This window comes from Sphingobium sp. CR2-8 (assembly GCF_035818615.1).
Taxonomy (GTDB): Bacteria; Pseudomonadota; Alphaproteobacteria; order Sphingomonadales; family Sphingomonadaceae; genus Sphingobium.
The window spans coordinates 296,098-321,412 of the sequence record NZ_JAYKZY010000001.1; the positions used below are offsets into that span (position 1 = coordinate 296,098).

The window sequence follows — 25,315 nt, forward strand, 5'->3', positions numbered from 1 at the left end:
AGATATTATCCCAAGGCTTTGGTCATCAAACGCTCCAGCCGCTCGGCGAAAGCGCGCGGATCGGCAGGAGGCTCGCCTTCGGCAATCCGGGCCTCATCGAGCAGCAGAAAGGCGAGGTCACGTCGGCCCTCGTCATCGCCACTGGCCTGCCCCAGTTTCGCGATGAGAGTATGACCGGCGTTCACCTCCAGAACCGGCTTGGCTCGCTCAGGCGCACGACCGGCCGAGGCCAACATCTTCTCGAGCTGGAGATCCATGGCGTTGTCGGCTGCAACGATGCAGACCGCGCTGCTGGTCAAGCGGTCCGAGATCCGCACATCGGACACCTGATCTGCCAACGCCTCCTTGGCGAAGGCGATGAAGCTATCAGCCTCTTCACTTGGTTCAGCCGTACTGCTGCTACCTTCGGCCAGGGGAATGAGGCTCAGATCAGCAGCCCCTTGCGTGACGGACTTGAAAGGCTTGCCCTCATAATCGACGCCCATCGTCGTCCAGAAACTGTCGACCTGATCGGGGAGCAGTAGGACTTCGATGCCACGCGCCTTGAAGCCTTCGATCTGCGGGGACTGCGCGATCCGATCCAGATCATGGCCGGTCGCATAGTAGATCGCCGTTTGATTGTCTTTCAGGGTGCCGACATAGTCCTTGAGCGAACGCCACGCACCATCGGACGTCGTGCTCTTGAACCGGGCCAGGCCCAGCAAAGCGTCGCGGCGCTCGAAATCTTCGTACAGGCCTTCCTTCAACACCGATCCGAAATTGTCCCAGATAGCGGCATATCGTTCAGGCTCGCTGGTTGAAAGCTTGTCCAGTTCGGAAAGAATGCGGTTGCTCACACCCTTTTGAATGGCCGACAGAACCGGGCTGTCCTGGATCATCTCGCGCGACATGTTGAGCGGCAGGTCGGCGGAATCGACAAGGCCCCGCACGAAACGCAGATAGCGCGGCAGGATATCCGCCTCGTCCGTGATGAATACCCGGCGCACATAGAGCTTGATGCGGCCCTTGCGGTCCGGGTCGAACAGATCGAAAGGCTTGGTTTCGGGGATGAAGGTCAGGACGGAATATTCGTGACGGCCTTCTGCCCGATAATGCAGCGTCAGGGCTGGCTTGTCGAACTGCCCCGCCACGCTGCGGTAGAAATCGGCGTAATCTTCCTCGCTGATGTCGGACTTCGCCTTGGTCCATAGCGCCACGCCGTCGGCCACCTGCCCCGGCTCGTCTTCGCTGCCTGCTTCCTGGAGAAAGATGGGAACCGGCACATGACCGGACTGCGCCTTGACGATCCGCTCCACCGTGTAGCGCTCGGCATAGCTTTTGGCATCATCGAGAAGGTGCAGCGTAACGCGCGTGCCGCGCGAGGGCGCCGTGTCGGGATCGGATGGTGCGATCGTGTAAGTGCCAAGGCCATCGGAAGACCAGGTGGCCGCATCGCTCTCGCCCGCACGACGCGAAACAACCTCGACCTTCCCGGCGACCATGAACGCCGAATAGAAGCCTACGCCAAACTGGCCGATGAGCTGTTGCCCCTCGCCATTCTTGTCCGCGGCAAGCCTGTCCATAAAGGCCTTGGTGCCCGACCGCGCAATGGTGCCCAGCGTTTCGGCCATGTCGGCGGCGGTCATGCCGATGCCATTATCTTCGATCTCGAGCGTGCCGGCTGCCTTGTCCAGCCGCACGCTGATGCGCGGTTGGGGATCGTCGCCCAGCAGCGCCGGGTTGGAGATCGCTTCATAGCGCAACTTTTCGCAGGCATCGGCAGCATTGGATATAAGTTCCCGCAGGAACACGTCCCGGTCGGAATAGACCGAGTGGACCATCATGTGCAGAAGCTTGGAAACATCTGCCTCGAAGACCCGTGTTTCGGGGGCGGTAACGGTGTCCATCGTCATCGTCTATCTGGCTCTCGCATTCGTGGTTTTGCGTGCGACAAATGGCGCGAAAGCCTCTGGCGTTCAAGAGATCGTGATGGGCTATTTGCCTGGACGGGCAATGCGGCGCCTCGCGATGACAATCTAGCGGCAAAACAGGTCAGGCTCGGCCCGTGGCTGGCCGTTCCTTCGGGCATAAAGAATTGTCACCAGGTCATCCTTGCCGACCCTTCATCGACGCTTCGGATTGACTCGACACCGCAAACTGCTGCTATGGCGCAGCGTGAAAGGGCGGCAATGCGGATTGTCATTATAGACGATAGCGGGCTGCGTGCGACGGTCCTTGAAGAAGGACTGCGTGAAGCGGGCTATGACGACATCCATATCGTCCCGCCACGCGGCGCATTCGTCGCGCGGCTGGAGCGCATGGCGCCCGACGTCGTCCTGATGGACCTTGGCAGCCCCAGTCGCGATACGCTTGAGGAAATGCTGATCGTCAGCCGCGCGCTGGCCAAGCCGATCGCGATGTTCGTGGACCAGTCGGATGAGGCGATGATCGGCGCGGCGATCGACGCGGGCGTGTCGGCCTATGTCGTGGATGGCCTGCGCAAGGAACGGGTGAAGCCGGTGCTGGAACTGGCTGTCCGACGCTTCAACGCTTTCGCCAAGATACAGGGTGAGCTTGAAGAGGCCCGCGCGGCGCTGAGCGATCGGAAGATCATCGACCGGGCCAAATCGATCCTGATGAACCAGCGGTCGCTGAGCGAGCAGGACGCCTATGCGCTGCTGCGCTCCGCCGCGATGAATCAGGGCAAGAAGATCGTGGAGGTGGCGCAGGCGCTGATTACCGCGAGCGACCTGTTGGGAGGAGGCCTATGACCACGCATCTGAAAATCGCCTTCCTGCCGTTGACCGACGCCGCCGTGCTGGTGGCGGCGCACGAACGGGGTTTTGCCGAGGAAGAAGGTCTGGCGCTGGATCTGGTGCGATCGACCAGCTGGGCGACGCTGCGCGACCGGCTGGTTTATGGCCAGGTGCATGCCGCGCACATGCTCGCGCCGTTGGCCGTCGCGGTCACTCTGGGTCTCAGCCAGCAACCGGCCGCGCTGGCTGCGCCCTACAAGCTGAACGTCAACGGCAACATGCTGGTGATGGCGATCGATTTCGCCCGGGCGCTGGAACCCGATGTCGGGTCGCGCCTGGCCGATCCGCTGGGCACAGCGCATGATTTCGCTGCCGCGATAGGCCTTTGGCGGCGCAAGCCGGTGATCGGCGTCGTCCATCGCTTTTCCAGCCATGCCCTGATGCTGCGCTACTGGCTCGCCAGCGCAGGCGTCGATCCGGATCGCGACGTCGTGCTGCGCGTATTGCCGCCATCGCTGACGGTGGAGGCGATGCGGGCGGGCGAAATCGACGGCTTTATCGCAGGCGAACCCTGGGGCAGCGCCGCAGTGGAAGCGGGGTTGGCCGAAACCGTCGCGATCGGCGAACGTATATGGCAGCGCGGCGTGGAAAAGGTGCTGACGTTTCGCGAAAGCTGGATGGAGGACAATACCGATACGGTCGACCGGCTTTTGCGCGCGCTGGCACGGGCTGCGGCCTGGTGCGATGATCCGGCCAGCCATGCGACGCTGGCGGAACTGCTGGCTGGCCCGCGCTATGTCGACCAGCCGGTCGACCTCATAGGGCGGGCGTTGTCCGGGCAGATCGTGGCGCGAGCCGGGGAAGCGGCGATCGCCAGGCCCGATTACATGCTGTTCAGCCGCGAAGCCACATCCTTCCCCTGGCGCAGCCAGGCGCTGTGGATCTATTCGCAGTTCGTCCGCTGGAACATGGTGGAACATGACGCCGCGACGGCAGCGAAGGCAGGCGCGGTGTTCCGCCCCGATGTCTATCGTCGGGCGCTGGCAAACAGCGACGTCGCCATGCCGGGCGCCAGCATGAAGCTGGAGGGGGCGGTCGGCCTGCCGCTGGCGGTGGGTTCGCGCCGGGGCGAATTGACGCTGGGGCCGGACCGATTCTTCGACGGGCGCGTGTTCGATCCCGAAAGGATCGAAGATTATCTGGCGGGTTCTGCGCCGCCGCGTTGAAATGACGCCGAATTTTGTGCCTTGCAACATGATGCGATTCGCGGGATGATATAGGCATCGCGCGATGAAGCGCGCTTATCAGGATGCGCCGTCCCAAGGGTGGGATTGCCGTCCTCACCATATTTCGCAGCAAAGCCGCTGACCGGATTTACCCGCAAGGTAACGTCCGGCCTGCGGCTTTTTTTATGTCCATTTTCCGTTTATTGGGGGACGTCACATGGCAACCGCTTATTGGGATCGTGAAGGGGAGACCGCACCGGTCCAGCCCGCGACCAGCTTTTGGAAGGCTGGTCACACACCGACGCTGATCGCCGCCTTCTTGTATTTCGACCTCGCCTTCATGGTGTGGGTGCTGCTGGGGCCACTCGCCCCCATGATTTCCAAGACGCTGATGCTGACCCCGGCCGAAAAGGGCCTGATGGTCGCGACACCGACGCTGGCCGGTGCGCTGCTGCGCGTCGTCAATGGCCTGCTGGTCGACCGGATCGGACCGAAACGATCGGGCGCGATCAGCCAGATCATCGTCATCGCGGGCCTGTTCACGGCGTGGGCGCTGGGCGTCAACAGCTTTGGCGGCACGCTGGCGCTGGGCGTCATCCTGGGCTTTGCGGGCGCCAGCTTCGCGATCGCGCTGCCACTGGCGAGCCGCTGGTATCCGCCCGAGCATCAGGGCAAGGCGATGGGCCTGGCGGGCATGGGCAATTCGGGCACGGTGCTGGCGTCTCTGTTCGCCCCCATGTTGGCGAAACTGTTCGGCTGGAACGCCGTGCTGGGTCTGGCCTGCATTCCGCTGACCATCGTGTTCGTCGTCTATATGCTGATGGCGAAGGACGCGCCCAACGCGCCCCCGGCCAAGAAGATGATCGATTATTTCGAGCCGCTGAAACAGGCCGACGCCTGGTGGTTGATGGGCTTTTACGCGGTGACGTTCGGCGGGTTCGTCGGGCTTGCGGCGTCGCTGCCCATCTATTTCACCGACCAGTTCGGCCTGACCCCGATCATCGCGGGCTATTGCACGGCGGGCTGTGTCTTCGCCGGGTCGCTTGTACGGCCGATGGGTGGCGCGCTGGCGGACAGGATCGGCGGGGTCAAGACGCTGACCATGGTGCTGGTCGTCGCGGCGTTGGCGCTGACCGGCGTAGCCTTCGCCACGACGCTGGTCGGGGCGCTCGGCTTCTTCGTCCTGGCCATGCTGGCATTGGGCACTGGAAACGGATCGGTATTCCAGTTGGTGCCGCAGCGGTTCCAGGCGGAAATCGGCGTGATGACGGGCCTTGTCGGCATGGCGGGCGGTGTCGGCGGCTTCTACCTCGCCAGTTCTTTGGGTCTGGCCAAGCAACTGACCGGCAGTTTTTCGTCGGGCTTCCTGATCTTCGCCGGCCTCGCCGTGGTGGCGCTGCTGGGCCTGATGCTGGTCAAGGGCAAATGGCGCGCGACCTGGACAAGCGGCGCACGCATCTAGCTTTGGAGAGGGAGGCGGCGGCCCATGCAAGGCCGCCGCCCCGAATTTTCAGACCGCGTCAGTTCCGTCCAAGGGGGGCGATTTTCCATGAAATACATATTCGCATCGGCGGCCGCGCTGGCCGTCGCAGGGCCTGCCTGTGCCCAGACCATCATGCTCAAACCTGTGGCCGAAGCGCGTGTGCGCTATGAACATGCCGATCAGGATGGGCTAGCCGACGAGGCCGACGCGCTCACCGTCCGCGCCCGCGCGGGGCTGACCGCCAGCAGCGGCGGGTTGACCGCCAACATCCTGGGGCAGGGGACGTTGGCGGTGATCGATCGCTATTATGATGGACTGAACGGTGCGGCGACCCGGCCGATCGTGGCCGATCCGGAGAATATCGCGCTCTATGTCGCGCAACTCCAGTATAAGACCAAGGCGATGACGTTGACCGGCGGGCGACAGAAGATCGTGCTGGATGACGAACGGTTCGTCGGCAATGTCGCCTTTCGCGACAACGGCCAGACGTTCGACGCGGTGCGGGCCGAACTGACGCCGACCAAGGGGCTGAAACTGGACGTCGCCTATGTCTGGAGCGTGCGGACGATCTGGGGTTTCCAGGGCAGGGGCGCACGGCAGCAGGCGGTGCGTGGCGACACTATTCTGGCCAACCTGTCCTATATGACGCCTGTCGGCACGCTGACCGGCTTTGCCTATCTGGTGGACCAGGATGAAGCTGCCATGCAGGCTTTTCGACTGTCCAGCCAGACCTATGGCCTGCGGCTGGCGGGATCGCGGCCTTTGTCGAAGGTGGCGAAGCTCTCCTATCAGCTGAGCTATGCGCGCCAGTCGGATTATCACCGCAATCCCAATGATTACAGCGCCGATTACTGGCTGGCCGACGCTACGCTGGACATTAGGGGCGTGAAGCTGAACGGCGGCTATGAAGTGTTGGGCGCCAGCAGCGGCCGTCCTTTCACCAGTTTCCAGACACCGCTCGGCACCAATTTCAAATTTCAGGGCTGGGCCGACAAATTCCTGACCACCCCCGCCAATGGCATCCGCGACCTGTATGTCGGTGGTGGCTATGGCTGGAAGCAGTGGGGTCCATTGTCCGGCATAACGCTGGCGGCAAGCTGGCACCGTTTCGACAGCGACCGGCTGGACCAGCATTATGGCAAGGAGATCGATCTGCTGGCGTCCGCCAAGGCCGGGAAGACCGCTTTGTCCGTCCGCTACGCCCATTACAGGGCGAAGACGATGGCGACCGATACCGACAAATTATGGCTCCAGGCGGACTGGGCCATCTGATTGAAAAGGCACGAGAGGAATTGCTTGAGCATCCAGGCGATTCCCCATATGCTGCACCGCAAGAGACAAGGATGTCTCGTCTCACATAGCCGCGGCGGTTCAGGGTAGAACTGGCAAGGTCCCTATGATGGCAAAGCCGCCATCCTGACTTTCGGTTCTTACCGGGGGTCAGGATGGCGGCTTTTTTGGTTTCTGGAGCGACGGGGATGGAATTTCAGATCGGAACGGAGCCGGTAGCGGACGGCGAGGATATCCTCCTCATGCCGTCGGACGATGTGCGCGAACATCTGGTCGTGATAGGCAACGGCATGGCCGGGTGCCGCGCGGTCGAAGAGCTGCTGGCGAGAGACGGGACGCGCTATCGCGTCACCATCTTCGGCGCGGAACCCTATGTGAATTACAACCGCATCATGCTCTCGCCGGTGTTGGCGGGGGAAAAGACGTTCGAGCAGATCGTCATCAACGACCGGGCCTGGTACGACGATAACGGTATCGACCTGATCGTCGCCGATCCGGTGACGGCGATCGACCGCGCGGCCAAGAGCGTCACGGCGCGCAGCGGCCGCACCGTCCATTATGACAAGCTGTTGATCGCCACCGGTTCCGATCCCTTCATCATCCCTGTGCCGGGGAAGGATCTGCCCGGCGTCATCAGCTTCCGCGACATGAAGGATGTCGACACCATGCTGGACGCCGCCGGGAAGGGCGGGGACGCGGTGGTGATCGGCGGCGGGCTGCTGGGACTGGAAGCGGCGCATGGCCTGACGCTGCGCGGCATGAAGGTGACGGTGATCCATCTGATGGACACGCTGATGGAACGGCAACTCGACGAGGCTGCGGGCTGGCTGCTCAAATCCGCACTGGAAGCGCGCGGCCAGACCATCCTGACCGGCGCCAATACCGAATCCATCTATGGCGACGGGAAGGTCGAGGGCGTGCGGCTGAAGGACGGCACGGAAATTCCTGCCAGCCTGGTGGTGATGGCGGTGGGCATCCGTCCCTCGACAGCGCTGGCGCGGGACGCTGGACTGGCGGTCAATCGCGGCATCCAGGTCGATGACCATATGGTCACCAGCGATGCGGACGTGCTGGCGGTCGGCGAATGCGTCGAGCATGACGGCAACGTCTATGGCCTGGTCGCGCCGCTATGGGATATGTGCCGCAGCCTGGCCGACGGCCTGACCGACCGGCATAGCGGCTACAGGGGCAGCGTCACCTCGACCAAGCTGAAGGTCGCAGGGCTGGACGTCTTCTCCGCAGGTGACTTTTCTGGCGGAGAGGGCTGCGAGGATATCGTCCTGCGGGATGCGTCGCGCGGGGTGTATAAGCGGGTGGTGGTCAAGGACGACAAGGTCGTCGGCGCGGTGCTATATGGGGATACCGCCGACGGCGGCTGGTATTTCGACCTGCTCAAAAAGGGCGAGGATGTCGCCGACATCCGCGACCTGCTGATCTTCGGTCAGGCCTTCGCCTCTGGAGGAGGCGCGCTGGACCCTAAGGCGGCCGTTGCGGCGCTCTCGGACGATGCCGAGATTTGCGGCTGCAACGGCGTTTCCAAGGGTCAGGTCTTCGCCTGCATTTCGGCGGGCGCATGCAGCCTGGACGCGGTGCGCGCAGGATGCAAAGCGTCCGCCAGTTGCGGCAGCTGCACCGGCCTGGTGGAAAATCTGCTCAGCGTTGTGCTGGGCGATGAAGTCCAGTCCGGTCCCAAGACGATGTGCAAATGCACCAGCTTCGGTCATGACGATGTCCGCCGCGAAATCGTGGCGCAGGGCATGCGCTCGATCCCCGAAGTGATGCAGAGGCTGCACTGGTCGACCCCGGACGGCTGCTCTTCCTGCCGCCCCGCGCTCAATTACTATCTGCTCTGCGCGCTGCCCGGCGACTATGTCGACGATCAGCAAAGCCGCTTCGTCAACGAACGGATGCACGCCAATATCCAGAAGGACGGCACCTATTCGGTCGTCCCGCGCATGTGGGGCGGCCTCACCAATCCGCGCGAACTCCGCGCGATCGCCGATGTGGTCGAAAAGTTCAACGCGCCGATGGTGAAAGTCACGGGCGGCCAGCGGCTCGACATATTCGGGATCAGGAAGGAAGATCTGCCCGCCGTCTGGGCAGACCTCAACGCCGCAGGCATGGTGTCGGGCCATGCCTATGGCAAGTCGCTGCGCACGGTGAAGACCTGCGTCGGGTCCGAATGGTGTCGCTTCGGCACGCAGGACAGCACCGGGCTTGGCGTCAAGACCGAGCGGATGACCTGGGGATCATGGATGCCGCACAAGTTCAAGATCGCGGTGTCAGGCTGCCCCCGTAATTGCGCGGAAGCGACGATCAAGGATTTCGGGATCGTGTGCGTGGACTCGGGCTATGAACTCCATGTCGGCGGCAATGGCGGCATCCATGTCCGCGCCACCGACTTCCTGTGCAAGGTGGCGACGGAGCAGGAGGCGCTCGACTACTGCGCCGCCTTCACCCAGCTCTACCGCGAGGAAGCCCGCTATCTGGAACGGACCGCGCCCTGGATCGAGCGGGTGGGCGTCGATTATGTGAAGAGCCGGATCGTGGAAGACGACGCCGGTCGCGAGGCGCTCCGCGCGCGCTTCCTCTTCTCGCAGCAGTTCATGCAGGACGATCCCTGGGCGGAACGTGCGGCCGGCCAGCATGCCGAGCTGCACCAGCCTCTCGCCCCCATCGCCATTGCAGCGGAGTAAGACAGATGACCGACTGGATCGATATCGGTACGTTGGCCGACATTCCCCAACGCGGTGCACGCACGGTGCAGATCGGCGACGAAAAGGAAATCGCCGTGTTCCGCACCGGCGACGATCAGGTCTTCGCATTGGTCAACGAATGCCCGCACAAGAAGGGGCCGCTCAGCCAGGGCATCGTCCACGGCCATAGCGTTGCCTGCCCGCTGCATAATTGGACCATCGCGCTGAAGACGGGGGAGGCACAGGGCGCCGATAGCGGCTGCACGCCGACGATTGCGGTGAAGGAAGAAGGCGGGCGGATTTTGATCGCGCGGCCGGTGGCGGTGAGGGTGGCGGCCTGATGGTTGCGCCGATCCGCACCACCTGCGCCTATTGCGGCGTCGGTTGCGGCATATCGGCCACGCCGACCGGGCCGCGATCCGTCGTCATAAAGGGCGATGAGGCGCATCCGGCCAATGGCGGGCGCCTCTGTTCCAAAGGCACCCATCTGGGCGAGACGGTGGGACTGGAAGGGCGGCTGCTCCATCCCATGGTGGGGAACAAGCGAGCAAGCTGGGACAAGGCGTTGGATCTGGTCGCGAAGACATTTCGCGAGACTATCGATCGGCACGGGCCGGACAGCGTCGCCTTCTACGTGTCGGGCCAGTTGCTGACCGAAGATTATTATGTCGCCAACAAGCTGATGAAGGGCTTCATCGGATCGGCGAACATCGACACCAATTCGCGCCTTTGCATGTCCAGCGCCGTGGCCGGGCATATGCGCGCCTTTGGCGAGGATATAGTGCCAGCCAGCTATGACGATCTGGACGAAGCCGACCTGATCGTCCTTGTCGGCTCCAACACCGCCTGGTGCCATCCGATCGTTTACCAGCGCATTCAGGCGGCCCGTGCCGCGCGCGGTACGAAGCTGGTCGTCATCGACCCGCGCCGCACCGAAACCTGTGAGGACGCCGACCTGCATCTGCCGGTCAAGCCTGGCACCGACGTCGCGCTGATGAATGGGTTGCTCGCCTGGTGTGATCTGGAAGGGGTCACTGATCCCGCTTTCATCGCGGATCATGTCAATGCGCCTGCGGGTTTCTGGGAGCATATCCGCACCGGTCACGATCTGTGGACCACGGCCAAAACCTGCGACATCGCACCCGCGCTGCTGGAGCAGTTCTTCGCCCTGTTCGCTGCGACCCCGCGCACCGTCACGCTGTTCAGTCAGGGCATCAACCAGTCGATCCGCGGCACGGACCAGGTCAATGCCATCATCAACGTTCATCTGGCGACCGGTCGCTTTGGCAAGCCGGGCGCGGCGCCGTTCTCGATCACGGGCCAGCCCAACGCCATGGGCGGGCGCGAAGTGGGGGGATTGGCTTCGACCCTGGCCGCTCATATGGATTTCGCGCCGGATAATGTCGCGCGGGTGGGCCGCTTCTGGGCCGCGCCGAACATGGCGACCAAGCCGGGCCTGAAGGCCGTCGATCTGTTTCGTGCGATCGATGAGGGCCGGATCAAGGCGCTTTGGGTGATGGCGACCAACCCTGCCGTGTCGCTGCCCGACGCGGGGCGCGTGCGTGAGGCGCTAGCGGCTATTCCCTTCCTCGTCGTGTCGGACATCGTGGCCGAAACCGATACCGGCCTTCATGCCGATATACGCCTGCCCGCCGCCGGATGGGGCGAGAAAGACGGGACCGTCACCAATTCGGACCGCACCATCAGCCGTCAACGGCCCTTCCTGGCGCTGCCGGGCGAAGCGAAGCCGGACTGGTGGATCGTGACCGAGGTCGCCCGGCGCATGGGCTGGCGCAACGCTTTCGCCTATGATCGGCCCGCCGATATCTGGCGCGAACATGCGCGTCTGACCGCCTATCAGAATGACGGGCAGCGTGTGCTCAACCTGCGCAGCCATGCCACGATCGGCAATCAGGCCTATGACGCGCTGGAGCCGTTCCGCTGGGGCGGCGACGCACCTTTTTCAGACGGCTTTCCGACCCCGGATCGCAGGGCGCGCCTTGTGCTGACGAAGCAGATGGACGTGCAGGGGCCGCTTCGGGACTGGCCGCTGACGCTCAATACCGGGCGCTATCGCGACCAGTGGCACACGATGACGCGCACCGGTCTTGCGCCCAAACTCGCGCGCCATCGCGAAGAGCCGCTGGTGGAGATCCATCCGCAGGATGCAATGGCGATGGGTCTAGCCGACGGCGATCTGGCGCGCGTGCGGACGGCGCAAGGCGACAGCATTTTCCGTGTCGCCCTAAGCGAAGGCCAGCGTGCCGGAGAGATTTTCACGCCGATCCACTGGACCGATCAGATTTCAAACGGTGGCCGGACCGGCCTGCTGCCCCGGCCTCTGGTCGATCCGCATTCCGGTCAACCCGGTTTCAAACGCACGCCAGCCAGCGTCGAGCGTGTCGCGACCCAATGGAAGGGCTTCCTGATCCTGCGCGGCGCTGATCCGATAAAGCCGCCATGCCTTTGGGCAACGCGTGTGACGGTGCCGGGCGGCGCGCTATACGAGGTTGCGGGGAACGGCGATCCGGCGCGGCTGGAGGCCTGCCTGCCCAAGGGCGAGCGGATCGAGGCGATCGATCAGACGCGCGGCACGCGCCGGGTGGCCATCATCCGTGACGGCAAGCTGGCAGGCGTGCTGTTCGTGACCTGCACCGGCCTGCTCCCTTCGCGCGACTGGCTGATCGACCAGCTATCGGTCGAGGGCGTCGGCGCGACCGTGCTGGCGGCGCGTGGACCGGGCAGCCAGCCCGACAAGGGGGCGACCATCTGCGTGTGTTTCGACATCGGCTTGAACCAGATCGTCGCCGCGATCCGTGATCAGCGGTTGATCGACGTGCCCGCCGTTGGACAGGCGCTGGGCGCGGGCACCAATTGCGGGTCGTGCCGCCCGGCCATCGCTAAAATTCTGGCTCAAACCTCGCAGGAGACGCTGCATGCAGCCGAATGAACGCATTGCCCCTGGCGAAGTCTGGCTGGTCGGTGCAGGGCCGGGCGACCCGGACCTGCTGACCCGCAAGGCCGAAAAGCTGATCGCGGCGGCGGACGTGGTTTTCCATGATGCTCTGGTCGGGCCGGGCGTGCTGGACCTGATCCCCGCCGAAGTTGAACGGGTGAGCGTCGGCAAGCGATCGGGCCGGCATTCCAAAGCGCAGGACAGCATCAACGACCTGCTGCTGGCGGCGGCGAAGGCGGGCAAGCGCGTCGTGCGCCTAAAGGGGGGCGACCCGTCGATCTTTGGCCGCTCGGCGGAGGAAATGGCGCATCTGGCCGCAGATGGCGTGCGTTTCCAGATTTGCCCCGGCATCACGACGGCCAGTGCGGCGGCGGCGAGCGGCCATGCGTCGCTGACCTTGCGCGGCGTGGCACGCGGGCTGACGCTGGTGACGGCGCATCTCAAGGCGGGCGAGCCGCTGAAGCTGGATTGGGAAACGCTGGCGCGCCCGGGCGGCACGCTTGGCATCTATATGGGTCGGGCGGCGGCGGCGGAAATCAGCCGATCGCTGATCGTGGCGGGACGCGATCCCGCAACGCCGGTGATGATCGCGGTCAATGTCTCGCTGCCCAATGAACGGTTGATCCGGGGCAGGCTGTCGGCGCTGGCCTTTCTGGTGGCGACGATCAGCGAGGATGACCCCACCCTGTTGTTGATCGGTGAGGCGGTGGCGGGGACGCATGTTCCGGCCGATGTCTTGGCGAGTGCCGCGCTTCCGGTCTGATCTGTCCAGCCCGCCGATCGCGCATTCGGTTTGCTCGAACTATTACGCCATCGCTGCCGGATGGGGCTGGACGTCGCGCTGCCGAATGTCTCCGGTTCGACCAGGACAAGCGGTCGGATTGTCGAACATTTCGGGCGCGAGCCATGCGTCGACCATTCTGCTGGAGCATGATGGTCTCGATCCTAATAACATATGGGGTGAAATGTCTGTCCCGCGCCTCTGTCGGCGCAGGCCATCAACACCGGCGAAATTCACTCATCTAGTATGAGAAATAGATCGGCATGGCCTCATAACATGCCCGCGTCGGCGGAGGCATTCCGGATCAAGGCCAGCATTTTCAGCCGGGCTTCCTCGCCTTCGCCGCGCATGATCGCGTCGAATACGGCATCATGGTCGGGCATGGGATCGCGCGACTCCTTACGTTCGTCGCGCGCGAAGCGCGTGGTCCAGGCGACTACCGCCGTGACCGACGTGGCCAGGGTGATGAGCGATTCGTTGCGGGTGGCGAGCAGGATCAGGCGATGGAAGCCCTGATCCGCGGCGCGTCCTTCCGCCGTTTGCAGGCCGAAGCGGCGCATTTCCTCCAGGGCATGGCCCATGCGGGAAATATCCTGCCCGTCGCGACGCAGGGCCGCAAACTCTGCCGCCGCCGGTTCCACGACGATGCGCAGTTCGAATATGTCGCGCAGAAACTGGGGCGTCGGTCCCGCCTCGAACATCCAGGCGAGTACGTCCAGGTCCAGCATGTTCCAGCGCAGCCTGTCGTTGATGCGCGTGCCACTTTTTGTGCGACTATGGACCAGCCCCTTGGCCGACAGGACGCGGACGGCCTCGCGATAGGCGGTGCGGGACACGCCCTGTTCCGCGCTATATCGCTCCTCGCCCGGCAAAATGTCGCCCGGCTGGTAGCGACCACCGACGATCGCGACCCCCACATCATGGGCGATCCGGTCATGGACGGCCCTTTGCGACGGGCTGGGCGGGCGGGACAGGGGATGGTCGTCTGCTTGCATCATCTCGGCTTCGTCACCCCTCCTTCCCCTGTCGTCAAGCCTGAACGGCGTTGCAGGCCATAATTGGTATGAGAAAAATCGAATATTTGATGGTCCGAACCATTACTCCGTCAATTTATCGCTTGAATGGGTTCCAAAAATTCGTCATCTAGTATGAGAAATAAAAATGACTCGGAGGGGATATGATGATGAAAAAGGGAACACAGCTGTCTATTTCGCTGTTCGCGCTCGCGATGGCGCAATCGGCGATCGCCCAGTCCGGCCCGGGCCAGAACGCGGGCGTCAGCGATGGCGACATCATCGTCACCGGCATGCGGGCCAGCCTGTCGTCGGCGCAAAATATCAAACGCAACGCCCAGCAACTGGTCAACTCGGTCGTGGCCGAGGATATCGGCAAGCTGCCCGACAATAATGTGGTGGAGGCGCTTCAGCGCGTACCCGGCATCCAGGTTTCACCCCGCGCCCGCGGCGAGTCCGCCACCGTCCTCATCCGCGGCCTTCCCGACGTGGTGACGCTCGTCAATGGCCGCAACATCTTCAGCACCACCGGCCGATCCCTGTCGCTGGCGGATGTGCCGGCGGATCTTGTTGCAGGCGTCGATGTCTACAAGTCGCGCTCGGCCGATCAGCTGGAAGGCGGCATTGCCGGCCTCATCAACGTCCGCACCCGCCGTCCCTTCGACTTCAAGGGGCTGGAGGTCGCGCTGGCGGGCCGCGAAGTCTATAGCGAGCAACCCGACAAGATCGATCCCTATGCCAGCGCCCTCATCAGCAATCGCTGGTCGACCGGCATCGGCGAAATCGGCGCCCTCATCAGCGTCTCCTATCACAAGACCCGCTATCGCGACGAAACCATCTATAGCGGCGGCTATTTCGGTTATAATCTCGACAACAGCCGCGCGCCTTACACGCCTGGCGTTCCGCTCGACCCGCGCGGCACCAACCCGACCGAGCCCAGGGCGTTTCGCACCGACGTGATCGGCGCCTTCGACCGGATCGGCACTCGCACCCGCCCGGCGGTCAACGCCACGCTGCAATGGGCGCCCGACGATCGCCTGACCATCCATGCCGACGGCCTGTTCTACGGCTATCGCGAGCGCGGCAACGGCAATCAGAATTTCACGTCGATGAACGGGACTTTGCTGGCCCCGCTCAAGTTCGTTGGCGATACCAAGCTGGTCCAGTCGCTCAGCATCGCCAATGGCCGCGTCGCCAATTTCGGCAACGCCTACAAAAACAAGGCCGATCGCTGGCAGGGCGCGGTGGGCGCGGACTGGGAAGCGGGCGACTGGAAGGCGGCGACGGAATTATCCTACACCCGGTCGAAGGCGACCGATATTGGCAACAATCTGGACGTCGACTTCATCGCGTCGCGCACCGACGCCGTCTTCAACGACGGATCGGGCACGCCCTATTTCGCCCTGCCCAACGACAATATCGCCGATCCCTCGCGCTATTTCCTGTCGCGCCTGTCGACCACGCGCACGTTGGGCGATGGCAAGGAATGGGCATGGCGTGGCGATCTGTCCTATCGCTCGACCTTCCTGATCTTCTCGGGCCTCGACGCGGGTATCCGCCTCAGCAAGCGCGACGCCAAATCGGACAGCTTCACCCAGACGGTAAATTGCGGTCCGGCGGTCGCGGTCAAATGCTACACCACCCGCGCCGCCAGCCTGCCGGGCCTGATGACGGTGACGCCCGGGGACTTCGACACCGGCACCGGCAATTTCGTGCGCCAATGGGCTACGCCGACGACCAGCTATCTGCTGAACAATATCGGGACGCTGCGTCAGCTGTTCGGACTGGCCCCGGGCGATCCGGCCTTTCAGGACACCCAGCATTTCGACATCAACGAGAAGAACTACGCCGGTTACGGACAGGCCAATCTGGAGATCGGCCGACTGGACGGCCAGGTCGGCGTGCGGGTCATCCGCACCGACATCACCTCCAACGCTTTTCTGGTTCTGCGCGGCGCCACCTCGCCCGTCACCATCCGCAACAAAAGTACGGATGTGCTGCCCAGCCTGGCGCTACGCTACAAGCTCAAGGACAATCTGTTCCTGCGCTTCGCCGCCAGCAAGACGATCACCCGCCCCAGCTTCGCGCAGCTCAACCCCGCGCTTACCCTGACGCCGCCCATACCCGGGCAGCAGCCCTTCGGGCGCGGCACCAGCGGCAATGCGGATCTCAAGCCGGTTCGCTCCGACAATTACGACCTGTCGCTCGAATGGTATATCGACCGGTCCAGTTCGATCACCGCGACCATCTTTCGCCGCGACGTCTCGGGTTTCATTCAGTCGGTCACCAGCAATTTCGACATCGACTATCTTGGCCCCGACAATGGCGTCTATCAGATCACCCGACCGGAAAATTCCGGCTCGGGCAAGTTGCAGGGGATAGAGGGTGGCTTCACCTTTTTCCCCAAGGGACTGCCCAAATGGCTCGACGGCATCGGCGTCAGCGCCAACGGCACCTATATCGACGGCAAGAATACGGCCCTGTCGCCGCTACCCGGCGTCACCGGCTTTTTGGACATACCGTTCCAGAATGTCTCCAAATATTCCGCCACCGGCACGCTCATCTATGAAAAGGGCGGCTTCTCCGGCCGGGCCTCCTATGTCTGGCGCGACAGATATAATGGCGGGCTGCACTTTACCGGGGTCAATCCCAACTTCATCACCAACGGCCAGATCAGCAATCTCGACCTGTCCTTCTCCTATGAGATCAATCCGCAGTTCACCGTCGTGTTCGATGCGACCAACGTGCTGAAAAATCTCTATCAAACTTCGTTCAACGACCCCAGTCTCTATCCGCGCGACACGGTTCTCTACACGCGCACCTTCGCCGTCGGTTTTCGCGCGAAGCTTTGACGATGCCTATTTCGAGAGGATGTTCCATGACGATTTCCCCAATGATCGCTTCCCTGTCGATGCTGATGGCGCTGCCGCAACTGGCCCAGGCCCAGACGGCGTCGGCGCAGGAAGCGCGGCAGGTCGCCATCAGCGTGGACACCGCGAAATCGGCGGGCAAGTTGCCCCCGGTGTGGCGCTTCTTCGGCGCGGACGAACCCAATTATGCGACCATGAAGGATGGCCGCAAATTGCTGGTGGAACTGGGTGAACTCAAGAAAGGCGAAGTCTATTTCCGCGCCCACAATCTGCTGAGCAGCGGCGATGGCACCGCCGCGTTCAAATGGGGCAGCACCAACGCCTATACCGAAAGCAAGGACGGTAAACCGGTCTATGACTGGAAAGTGGTGGACGGCATCATCGACACTTATCTGGCGCGCGGCGTGCGGCCCTATCTCCAGATCGGCTTCATGCCGCAAGCCATGTCCGCCGCGCCCGCCGGTACGCCCTATCAGCATGAATGGCGGCCCGGTTTCGACTATAAGCTGATCGCGACGGGTTGGACCTACCCGCCCAAGGACTATGAGAAATGGGCGGAACTCGTCTATCAATGGACGCTCCACAATATCGAGAAATACGGCAAGGCCGAAGTCGAAAAATGGTATTTCGAGGTCTGGAACGAGCCGAACTCGTCCTTCTACTGGACCGCTTCTCCGGAGGAATTCTACAAGCTGCATGACTATGCGATCGGGGCGGTGCGCCGCGCGTTGCCGACCGCGCGGGTCGGCGGGCCGGACGTCGCCGGGGCCGGGGGCACCTTCATGGACGGCTTCCTGAAACATGTGTCGTCGGGCAAGAATTATGTGACCGGCCAGACCGGCACGCCCACCGACTTCCTGTCCTTCCATGCCAAGGGCAAGCCGGTCTTCGTCGGCGGCCATGTCCGCATGGGCATCGCCACCCATTTGCAGGAGGCCGATCGCGGCTTCACCAAGATACTGTCCATTCCTGCGCTGGCGACCAAGCCGGTGGTGATCGGCGAAAGCGATCCGGAAGGCTGCGCCGCCTGTCCCGGACCGCAGAACGACTATCGCAACGGCACCATGTACAGCAGCTACACCGCAGCCAGTTTCGCGCGCATCTGGGAATTGGCCGAACGGCGGAAGGTCAATCTGGAAGGCGTGCTGTCCTGGTCCTTCGAATTTGAGGATCAGCCCTGGTTCGCGGGCTATCGCCAGCTGTCCACCAACGGCGTCGACCTGCCGGTGCTCAATGTCTTCCGCCTCTTCGCCCAACTGGGCGAGACGAAGCTGGCGACGACCAACGCAGCCCAGATCCCGCTCGACCAGGCGATGGCGAAAGGCATTCAGGGCAATGCCGATATCGGGTCGATCGCCACTCGCACGGCGGATGGCAAGGTCGCGCTGCTGCTGTGGCATTATCATGACGATGACGTCCCCGGGCCGGATGCGCAGGTGAAGATCGATCTGAAAGGGCTGAAGGCCGCACCGACGGGCGCGAAGCTGTGGCGGGTCGATGGCGACCATGCCAACGCCTTTTCCGCCTGGAAGAAAATGGGATCGCCCCAGTCCCCCAATCAGGATCAATATGCCCAATTGGAAGCTGCATCGGTCATGAAAGCGGAAGATGTGACCGTATCCGGCGTTCGCGGCGCGGCCAGCGTCGATCTGAAGCTGCCGCGCCAGGGCGTGGCGTTGCTGGTTCTGGACGCGCAATAGGATGACCGATCCGGGCAGGGCAGGCGTGCGGCTTTACGCGGGGCGCTGGGCGATCGCGGCGATGATAACCGTCGCCATCGCGATCAGCTATCTCGATCGCCAGACCCTGCCCTGGGCGATCAAATATATCGAGGCCGACATTCCGATCGGCAACCAGACCAAGGCGTTCCTCGATTCCGCCTTCCTCGCCACCTATGGACTCATGTATCTGGGTGGCGGCTGGCTGCTCGACCGGGTGGGCACGCGGCGTGGGTTCCTGGCGATCATGATCTTCTGGTCGCTCGCCTGCGCCAGCCATGGCCTCGCGGGCGGCATAGCCGCACTGGTGGTCAGCCGCCTGTTGCTCGGCATGGGGGAGGGCGGTGGTTTTCCCGCCGCCACCCGCGCCATCGCCGAATGGTTTCCGCCCGAACGGCGTGCCGCCGCCATGGGTCTGGTCAATGCCGGGACGGCGGTGGGCGCGGTCATCGCCCCGCCACTGATTGCAGGCATACTCGCCTATGGTCACTGGTTCGATCTGGCGAGCTGGCGCTGGGTCTTCTTCATCACCGGTGGCTTGGGTCTTGCCTGGGCGCTCTGGTGGTTCCTGACCTACCGCACACCGCCAACCGACGATGCGCTGGACATAGTGGATGCGGGGCCGACCCCGACCATCGCCATGCTCCTGTCCCGCCGCGAAGTGCGTGGCCTCGTCGCCGCCAAGTTCCTGAGTGACGGCGCCTGGTATTTCTACCTTTTCTGGCTGCCCAAATATTTGTTCGAAGCGCACGGCTTCGACCTCAAACAGGCCGCGACGATCGGCTGGATTCCCTATGCCGCGTCGGGCGTGGGCAGCCTGTGCGGCGGCTGGCTGTCCAGCCGTCTCCTCTCCTCCGGCCGCTCGGTCGATGCCGCGCGCAAGATTGCTCTGGGTTTGAGCGCCGCCTGCATGCCCTGGGTCATGCTCGCCCCGTCGGCCGCCTCGGTTGCGGCGGTCATCGCGATCTTCAGCCTCGCCTTCTTCGGCCAGCAAAGCTGGTCCACGCTTGTCATGACCCTGCCGACCGACCTTGCGCCGCGCAGTGCGCTCGGCCGCCTGGCCGGATTGGTCGGCCTCGGCGGTGCCTTCGGCGGCATCGTCATGGGGCAGGCGGCGGGCTGGGCGCTCGACGCCGGGCTTGGCTACACCCCGGTGCTGACGCTCGCCGCGACGCTGCACCTGATCGCCTTCGCGCTGATCTGCCTCTTCATACCCCGCATTTCCCAACTCACCTTCTCTCGAAAGGCCGTCCCTTGAAAATCACCGAAGTCCGCACCCGCGTCGTCCAGTGGGAAGGCGACACCGTCCCGCTGCCGCCGCATTTCTGCACGAACCCGATGGACCTTGTGTCCCCCATGCTCTCGCCCGAAACCATGGGCACCTTCACCTTCCATGGCTGGCTGATCGTGGAAATCTTCACCGACGCGGGACTTGTCGGCATCGGCAACGCCGCGCTTGCCCCGCTCGTCACCAAGCAGATGATCGATCAATATCTCGCCCCCCTGCTGATCGGCCAGGACCCGTGGGACAGTGAATTCCTGTGGCAGCACATGTACCGCAAGACCATGGCCTTCGGGCGCAAGGGCGTAGCGCTGGTCGCCATCTCCGCGCTCGACATCGCCATCTGGGACTTGATGGGCAAGGCCGCAAAGCAGCCCGTCTTCCGCCTGCTCGGCGGCCGGACCAAGGCGAAAATCCCGGTCTATGCCAGCCGCCTCTATTCCATCCCCCTGGAAGAGCTGGCGCGGGAAGCCGCCGCCTACAAGGCGCAGGGCTACAAGGCGATGAAGCTGCGTTTCGGCTGGGGGCCGATCGACGGCGCAGCGGGCATGGCGCGCAACGTCGAATTGATCCGCACCGTGCGCGAAACCGTGGGCGATGAAATCGACATCATGGCCGACGCCTATATGGGCTGGAGCCTCGACTATGCCAAACGCATGATGCGCCTCATCGAACCCTTCAACCTGCGCTGGCTGGAAGAAGCGATCATCCCCGACGACATCAACGGCTATCATGAACTGCGCCGCTTTGGCACCACGCCGATCGCGGCGGGCGAACATGAATTTACCAGCTACGGCTTCCGCCAGATGATAGAGGCCAAGGCGCTCGACTATTTTCAGTTCGACACCAACCGCGTCGGCGGCATCACCGCCGCGCGCAAGATCCAGGCGCTGGCCGAAGCCTATTCCATCCCTGTCGTTCCGCATGCCGGGCAGATGCACAATTATCATGTCGTGATGGCCAGCCTGAACAGCCCCATCGCCGAATATTTCCCCATGGTCGATGTGGAGGTCGGCAACGAACTCTTCTGGTATATTTTCAAGGGCGAACCGCAGGCGGTGGACGGGCATATCGATCTGGACGACAACCTCCCCGGTCTGGGCCTCGAAATTGACGAGGCCGCTCTCTCTCGCTTCAAGGTGATCGGATGACGAATATGAAGGTAGCGGTTCTGGGGCTTGGCCTGATGGGCGGCGGCATGGCGCGGCAGTTGCTGGCGGCCGGGTTCGACGTGGCGGTCTGGAACAGAAGCCCGGACAAGGCGACGCCGCTGGCCGACGCAGGCGCGCGGATCGCGGCGACCCCGGCAGACGCAGCGACCGGCGCGGCCATCGTCGTCGCGATGCTGGCCGACGACAGCGTGTCGCGCACGATCTGGACCGGTCCGGATGGCGCGCTGGCCGCCATGGAAGGGGAAGCAATTGCGATTGATTCCAGTACGTTGACTGATGCCTGGGCGACGGAACTGGCCGATCTCGCCGCAAGGCAGGGCATCCGCTTCCTCGAAGCCCCCGTCACCGGCAGTCGCGATCAGGCGGCGCAGGGCGCCTTGCGCTTTCTGGTCGGCGGCGACGCGGCGACGCTCGCTGATGCCCGCCCGGCGTTCGACGCGATGGGCAGTGCTATCGTCCATCTCGGCCCGGTCGGCAGCGCGGCGACCATGAAGCTTGCCAACAACTTCCTGTGCGGCGTCCAGGCCGCCAGTCTTGCCGAAGCCATCGCGCTGCTGGAAAAGCGGGGCTTAGATATCGAACAGGCGCTCTCGATCCTGACCGACGGCGCGCCGGGTAGTCCGATGGTGAAGGGCGTGGGCCGCCGCATGCTCGACCGCGACTATCAGCCGCATTTTATGGTGCCGCTGATGGCCAAGGATCTGGGCTATGCCGCCCAGGCGCTGAGCGATGTCGGCATCATATCCGCCATCGCTCAGGCGGCGCGCGCCCGCTATGTCGAGGCCGATGTCGCAGGCGAGGGAAAACGCGACATCGCCGCGATCGTGGAACCGCTCAGAAAAGCCTGAAAGATCAAGGGCGAGGATCGGGTGAAAAAGTGCCTGCAACTGTCCATGTCGTTGTTCGCAGCGACCATCATGATGCCGCTTTCCCTCGCAACGGTGCAGGGAAGCGGCCTGTTCCGACGGCGCTGACCGCCAGCGCGACGCTGCATGCCGACAAGGTGGGTGCGACGATCGACCGCCGCATCAGCGGGGCGTCAGGTCGCGCCTTTCCGCCGACCTCCACGCCGCGATCGCCCAGTGGTCATGGGATCGGGCTTCTTCGGTCGCGTCCATCCAGCCGGTGGAGACACCCGTTGCTGGCTCGTCCCCAACCCCATGGCGCCGGGTGTCTGACGTTCCAGCCCGCTAGGATCGAAATCGGCAGATCGCGTGCCCGCCGACGCGCCACGCAATAGGCTGATACGGTCTCTCAAGGCGGCTGCTGTCTCGAAATCTCCGCGATTGGCAGCGTCTTCCATGGAAAGGCGCAGCGCTTCCAGGTCGACTTCGTCAGGCTTCGTCATTTGAAAGCCCAGCGGAGCGTCTGGGCGATGCCGAACGTGCCTGCGCGCACGATCGGGCGCTCCAGAGGGGACAGGTTCAGCCCGTGCATAACGCGCGCCCATCGCGGTAAAAGGTCGACAGCTGCCTGAACCGTCAGCCGCCTTGGTATCTCGGCTGCCAGGCTGGTTTGGCGGCCGTCCATGATCAGCCGTGCAACCGTCGACGTTCGCGCATCCACTTTTAATTGCGGACGCATCGCTTCGATCAGCGCACGCACCTGCGATCGAGACTGTGGGACCGGGCTGGCGCCCATGGCCTCGCCGATCACCGCCATTTCCGCAAAATAGCGATCCTGATCGGCGAGGGACATGGTCGGTTCTCCATAGCGTATCCAGGCATCGAGGAAGCTGCTCGTTTCGGTGACATGGACCCAGGCCAGCAGCGCGGGGTCATTGGCGCTATAGGGTGCGCCGTTGGGCAGGGTGCCACTGACATGGTCATGCACCGCACGGACTCGCGCTATGGTCGCTTCAGCCGACTGGCGATCGGCGTAAGTCGTGATGGCGATGAAGCGCGCCGTCCGGCGCAGACGGCCATGCATGTCCTTGCGGAAATTGGAATGGTCCCATACGCCCGCCAGGACCGACGGATGCAACATCTGCATCAACAGGCTGCTTATCCCGCCGACCATCATGGATGCCACATCGCCATGCACCCGCCATGCGACAGATCCCGGACCCAGAATGGCATTGTCGCTTCGCGATACCGACGTTTCACCCCGATCGCGATCATTGAACAAACCCACCACCTGACGGCGGATAGACTCTTTTATGCCATCGGAAAGGGCGAAAGGGGTCAGCATGGCACGATCAACGTCCAGTCGGCGCGGTCGGTCCGCGGACATGGCGGGTCATCCTGACCCCGCCCGCCATCCACGCGTCTCAAAAGACCGTCATAGGGATGATCCAGCCCCTTCAATCGGCCTCCCGACTGGCGTCGGTCCCTTTCCGTCCGTCGTCGAGAAGTAGTTTTTCACCACTGCGATGCACGATGGCCGCGATCGGACCCGCCAGGAACTGCAACATCATCGGCAGCAGCACCGTTACCCGGACGTTATGCACGGCGATGTCCAGCGTCGTCGTGACGGACTGTCCCATGGCTTTGACATCGACCTCCATCCGATCGTCGCTGGCCCAGTTCGAACGAACCTCCGCCGCGCCGCCGGGAATATGGCTCGGCAACCTGTCGACGCCTTTCACCATCCGTCGGCGTAGTTCGGCTGGGTCAAGCTGGTGCGGAAAATTGATGACGATGGGCTGCATCCTACGCCGACGCTTCAACCCTGCCGATGTTCCGCCCATTGCCTCGCCTAGGTCCAATGTCTTTCCCGGAATCATGTCGATCGAAATCACTCCCGCGCGTGGCGTCGCCTGCGTGGATTGTTCAGCTCTTGCGATGAACGGCAGGCTATCGCCCGCTTTTGCAGATGTCAGCTGGGCTCAGTTCTGTGCTTTTTAGCGAACGTCCCGAGCGAATGACGGCTCGATCCGAATCATTCGTCCCTTGGCGGATGATGGGCTGTCCATGATAGCGGCGCATCGTCCCAATTCACCCTGACGACGCTATCTCCGTCCGACCAGGGTGACACACGAAGCATGATGGCCGCAAACAGGTCCGAGGCCAGATAATCGGAAAGCCATAGTTTGAGCCGCGCAAGCGGTTGCAAGGTGAACCAGTCCGGTTCTACGGCAGCGAATTGTCGTACGAACGGCACGATCGCCGCGTCTGCGATGCCGCGCTTTGGGCCACATAGATGCGTTGCCTGGGCAAGTCTGTCTTCGATCTCCTGAAGAAAAGCCAGGCCCGACTGCCGATGCGCCGTCGGGTCCGCGCCATGTCGTTCAGGATATTTGTAGCGATCCAGATCATGTTTGAACGGCCCGTCGTTCGCGGCGATCAACGCCGGATCGTCATGATCCAGCCAGCCTTCAGGATCATGCCGTGCCAATGCATGGCGTATGATATTCATACTTTGGTCGATCACTGCGCCATTCGGCAACACTAACACGGGAACGGTGCCTTTCGGCGACGCAGCGAGCATAGCCGCTGGCTTGGCCGACAGCCTAACCTCACGCAGTTCGACAGAGGTAGCGCTGATCGCCAGCGCCAGTCTCGCCCGCATCGCATAGGGGCAGCGGCGGAAGCTGTAGAGGATCGGGTCCGGCATGTTATCGCGCGCCGGTGGTGATTAGGCGGAAAGCAGCGGCCAGAAGATGGGACATATGCTTTTCGCTCAGAACATGATGCCGATCATAATGCCAGCCCTATCCGCCGCGCTCGACGCTAGTGATCGGCGTAAAGACCCTTGTCCGGACCGATTATAATATGTCCTTTAAGCGGCCAAAGTCTTCTTGACGCCGTAAAATACCGACTGCGCCAAGAGCAGGCATTGCCCCAGCGAAGGTGCCGCCAAATGCGTCTCCTCCCCATCGACGTTTCGGACGCTCAGTTCCCATAGGTCGCCCGTCTCGATACACGCGGATCGCGCTTGCTCACTGGCAAAATAGACATGCTCGCCTATCCTCTCGCGATGAAGCAGATGGCGAGCAACGGTCGTATGGCTGTCATGATGGGCATTATGTCGCATCTGGATCGTTTCGTTCTGCGCCGCCAATAATTGAAGAATGTCGCAGTCGATCATCGCGCTCGCCTTCGAATTTGCGGCCTTGTCAAAGCCGCCGCAAGAGCGAAGACGCCCGAACAGG

20 protein-coding genes are annotated in these 25,315 nt (G+C 63.2%); 13 read left to right on the forward strand and 7 right to left on the reverse strand.

Annotation, left to right across the window (positions count from 1 at the left end):
• Positions 1-5: 5 nt before the first annotated feature.
• The gene (gene htpG / locus U5A82_RS01410; protein WP_326288067.1) at positions 6-1,892 is read right to left on the reverse strand and encodes a molecular chaperone HtpG; all 1,887 of its coding nucleotides are present in this window, start codon (positions 1,890-1,892) and stop codon (positions 6-8) included.
• 276 nt (positions 1,893-2,168) lie between these two features.
• Between htpG and U5A82_RS01415 the strand changes: the two genes are divergently transcribed.
• The 8 genes from U5A82_RS01415 to cobA all read left to right on the forward strand — a co-directional run bounded on the left by U5A82_RS01415 (position 2,169) and on the right by cobA (position 13,149).
• Positions 2,169-2,750: an ANTAR domain-containing response regulator gene (locus U5A82_RS01415; RefSeq protein ID WP_326288068.1), complete on the forward strand. Its 582-nt coding sequence runs from the start codon at positions 2,169-2,171 to the stop codon at positions 2,748-2,750.
• Positions 2,747-3,961, forward strand: a complete 1,215-nt coding sequence (locus U5A82_RS01420; RefSeq protein WP_326288069.1) for a CmpA/NrtA family ABC transporter substrate-binding protein — start codon at positions 2,747-2,749, stop codon at positions 3,959-3,961. Before U5A82_RS01415 ends, U5A82_RS01420 begins: the two co-directional genes overlap by 4 nt.
• Positions 3,962-4,178: 217 nt before the next feature.
• Positions 4,179-5,423, forward strand: a complete 1,245-nt coding sequence (locus U5A82_RS01425; RefSeq protein WP_326288070.1) for a nitrate/nitrite transporter — start codon at positions 4,179-4,181, stop codon at positions 5,421-5,423.
• A gap of 87 nt (positions 5,424-5,510) precedes the next feature.
• Positions 5,511-6,716: a hypothetical protein gene (locus tag U5A82_RS01430; protein ID WP_326288071.1), complete on the forward strand. Its 1,206-nt coding sequence runs from the start codon at positions 5,511-5,513 to the stop codon at positions 6,714-6,716.
• Between the two features lie 206 nt (positions 6,717-6,922).
• Positions 6,923-9,430 carry a nitrite reductase large subunit NirB gene (gene nirB / locus U5A82_RS01435; RefSeq protein ID WP_326288073.1) on the forward strand — a complete coding sequence of 836 codons (2,508 nt, stop codon included), beginning with the start codon at positions 6,923-6,925 and terminating at the stop codon, positions 9,428-9,430.
• A 5-nt stretch (positions 9,431-9,435) separates the two neighbouring features.
• The gene (nirD, locus tag U5A82_RS01440; protein WP_326288074.1) at positions 9,436-9,771 is read left to right on the forward strand and encodes a nitrite reductase small subunit NirD; all 336 of its coding nucleotides are present in this window, start codon (positions 9,436-9,438) and stop codon (positions 9,769-9,771) included.
• On the forward strand, positions 9,771-12,380 hold the full coding sequence (locus tag U5A82_RS01445; RefSeq protein WP_326288075.1) for a molybdopterin-dependent oxidoreductase: 2,610 nt from the start codon (positions 9,771-9,773) through the stop codon (positions 12,378-12,380). Before nirD ends, U5A82_RS01445 begins: the two co-directional genes overlap by 1 nt.
• Positions 12,367-13,149 (forward strand): uroporphyrinogen-III C-methyltransferase, encoded by a 783-nt coding sequence (cobA, locus tag U5A82_RS01450; protein WP_326288077.1) that lies wholly within the window; start codon positions 12,367-12,369, stop codon positions 13,147-13,149. The genes U5A82_RS01445 and cobA overlap by 14 nt, the downstream gene beginning before the upstream one ends.
• A gap of 287 nt (positions 13,150-13,436) precedes the next feature.
• On the opposite strand, the gene U5A82_RS01455 is transcribed toward cobA, so the two are convergent.
• Positions 13,437-14,165 carry a FadR/GntR family transcriptional regulator gene (locus U5A82_RS01455; RefSeq protein ID WP_326288079.1) on the reverse strand — a complete coding sequence of 243 codons (729 nt, stop codon included), beginning with the start codon at positions 14,163-14,165 and terminating at the stop codon, positions 13,437-13,439.
• 179 nt (positions 14,166-14,344) lie between these two features.
• Here U5A82_RS01455 and U5A82_RS01460 point away from each other — a divergent pair, with 179 nt between their 5' ends.
• Genes U5A82_RS01460 through U5A82_RS01480 form a run of 5 tightly spaced genes read left to right on the forward strand, consistent with a single transcriptional unit; the run spans position 14,345 to position 22,070 of the window.
• Entirely contained in the window at positions 14,345-17,032 is a 2,688-nt protein-coding gene (locus tag U5A82_RS01460; protein ID WP_326288081.1) for a TonB-dependent receptor, read from the forward strand.
• A gap of 26 nt (positions 17,033-17,058) precedes the next feature.
• The gene (locus U5A82_RS01465; protein WP_326288083.1) at positions 17,059-18,750 is read left to right on the forward strand and encodes a GH39 family glycosyl hydrolase; all 1,692 of its coding nucleotides are present in this window, start codon (positions 17,059-17,061) and stop codon (positions 18,748-18,750) included.
• 1 nt (position 18,751) lies between these two features.
• On the forward strand, positions 18,752-20,026 hold the full coding sequence (locus U5A82_RS01470) for an MFS transporter (RefSeq protein ID WP_326288085.1): 1,275 nt from the start codon (positions 18,752-18,754) through the stop codon (positions 20,024-20,026).
• A complete protein-coding gene (locus tag U5A82_RS01475; protein WP_326288087.1) occupies positions 20,023-21,201 on the forward strand; it encodes an L-rhamnonate dehydratase in 1,179 nt (392 codons plus the stop codon). Before U5A82_RS01470 ends, U5A82_RS01475 begins: the two co-directional genes overlap by 4 nt.
• Positions 21,202-21,206: 5 nt before the next feature.
• Positions 21,207-22,070 (forward strand): NAD(P)-dependent oxidoreductase, encoded by an 864-nt coding sequence (locus tag U5A82_RS01480; protein ID WP_326288088.1) that lies wholly within the window; start codon positions 21,207-21,209, stop codon positions 22,068-22,070.
• A gap of 191 nt (positions 22,071-22,261) precedes the next feature.
• Here U5A82_RS01480 and U5A82_RS01485 read toward each other — a convergent pair whose 3' ends face one another.
• The 5 genes from U5A82_RS01485 to U5A82_RS01505 all read right to left on the reverse strand — a co-directional run bounded on the left by U5A82_RS01485 (position 22,262) and on the right by U5A82_RS01505 (position 25,251).
• Positions 22,262-22,570: a UvrB/UvrC motif-containing protein gene (locus U5A82_RS01485; protein ID WP_326288090.1), complete on the reverse strand. Its 309-nt coding sequence runs from the start codon at positions 22,568-22,570 to the stop codon at positions 22,262-22,264.
• Positions 22,567-23,454, reverse strand: coding sequence for an oxygenase MpaB family protein (locus tag U5A82_RS01490; protein WP_442802130.1), 888 nt, complete (start codon positions 23,452-23,454; stop codon positions 22,567-22,569). Before U5A82_RS01490 ends, U5A82_RS01485 begins: the two co-directional genes overlap by 4 nt.
• Positions 23,455-23,524: 70 nt before the next feature.
• Positions 23,525-23,872: a polyhydroxyalkanoic acid system family protein gene (locus tag U5A82_RS01495; protein WP_326288091.1), complete on the reverse strand. Its 348-nt coding sequence runs from the start codon at positions 23,870-23,872 to the stop codon at positions 23,525-23,527.
• Positions 23,873-24,102: 230 nt separating this feature from the next.
• The gene (locus U5A82_RS01500) at positions 24,103-24,777 is read right to left on the reverse strand and encodes a glutathione S-transferase (protein ID WP_326288093.1); all 675 of its coding nucleotides are present in this window, start codon (positions 24,775-24,777) and stop codon (positions 24,103-24,105) included.
• A gap of 165 nt (positions 24,778-24,942) precedes the next feature.
• Positions 24,943-25,251, reverse strand: coding sequence for a hypothetical protein (locus U5A82_RS01505; protein WP_326288094.1), 309 nt, complete (start codon positions 25,249-25,251; stop codon positions 24,943-24,945).
• Positions 25,252-25,315 lie beyond the last annotated feature (64 nt).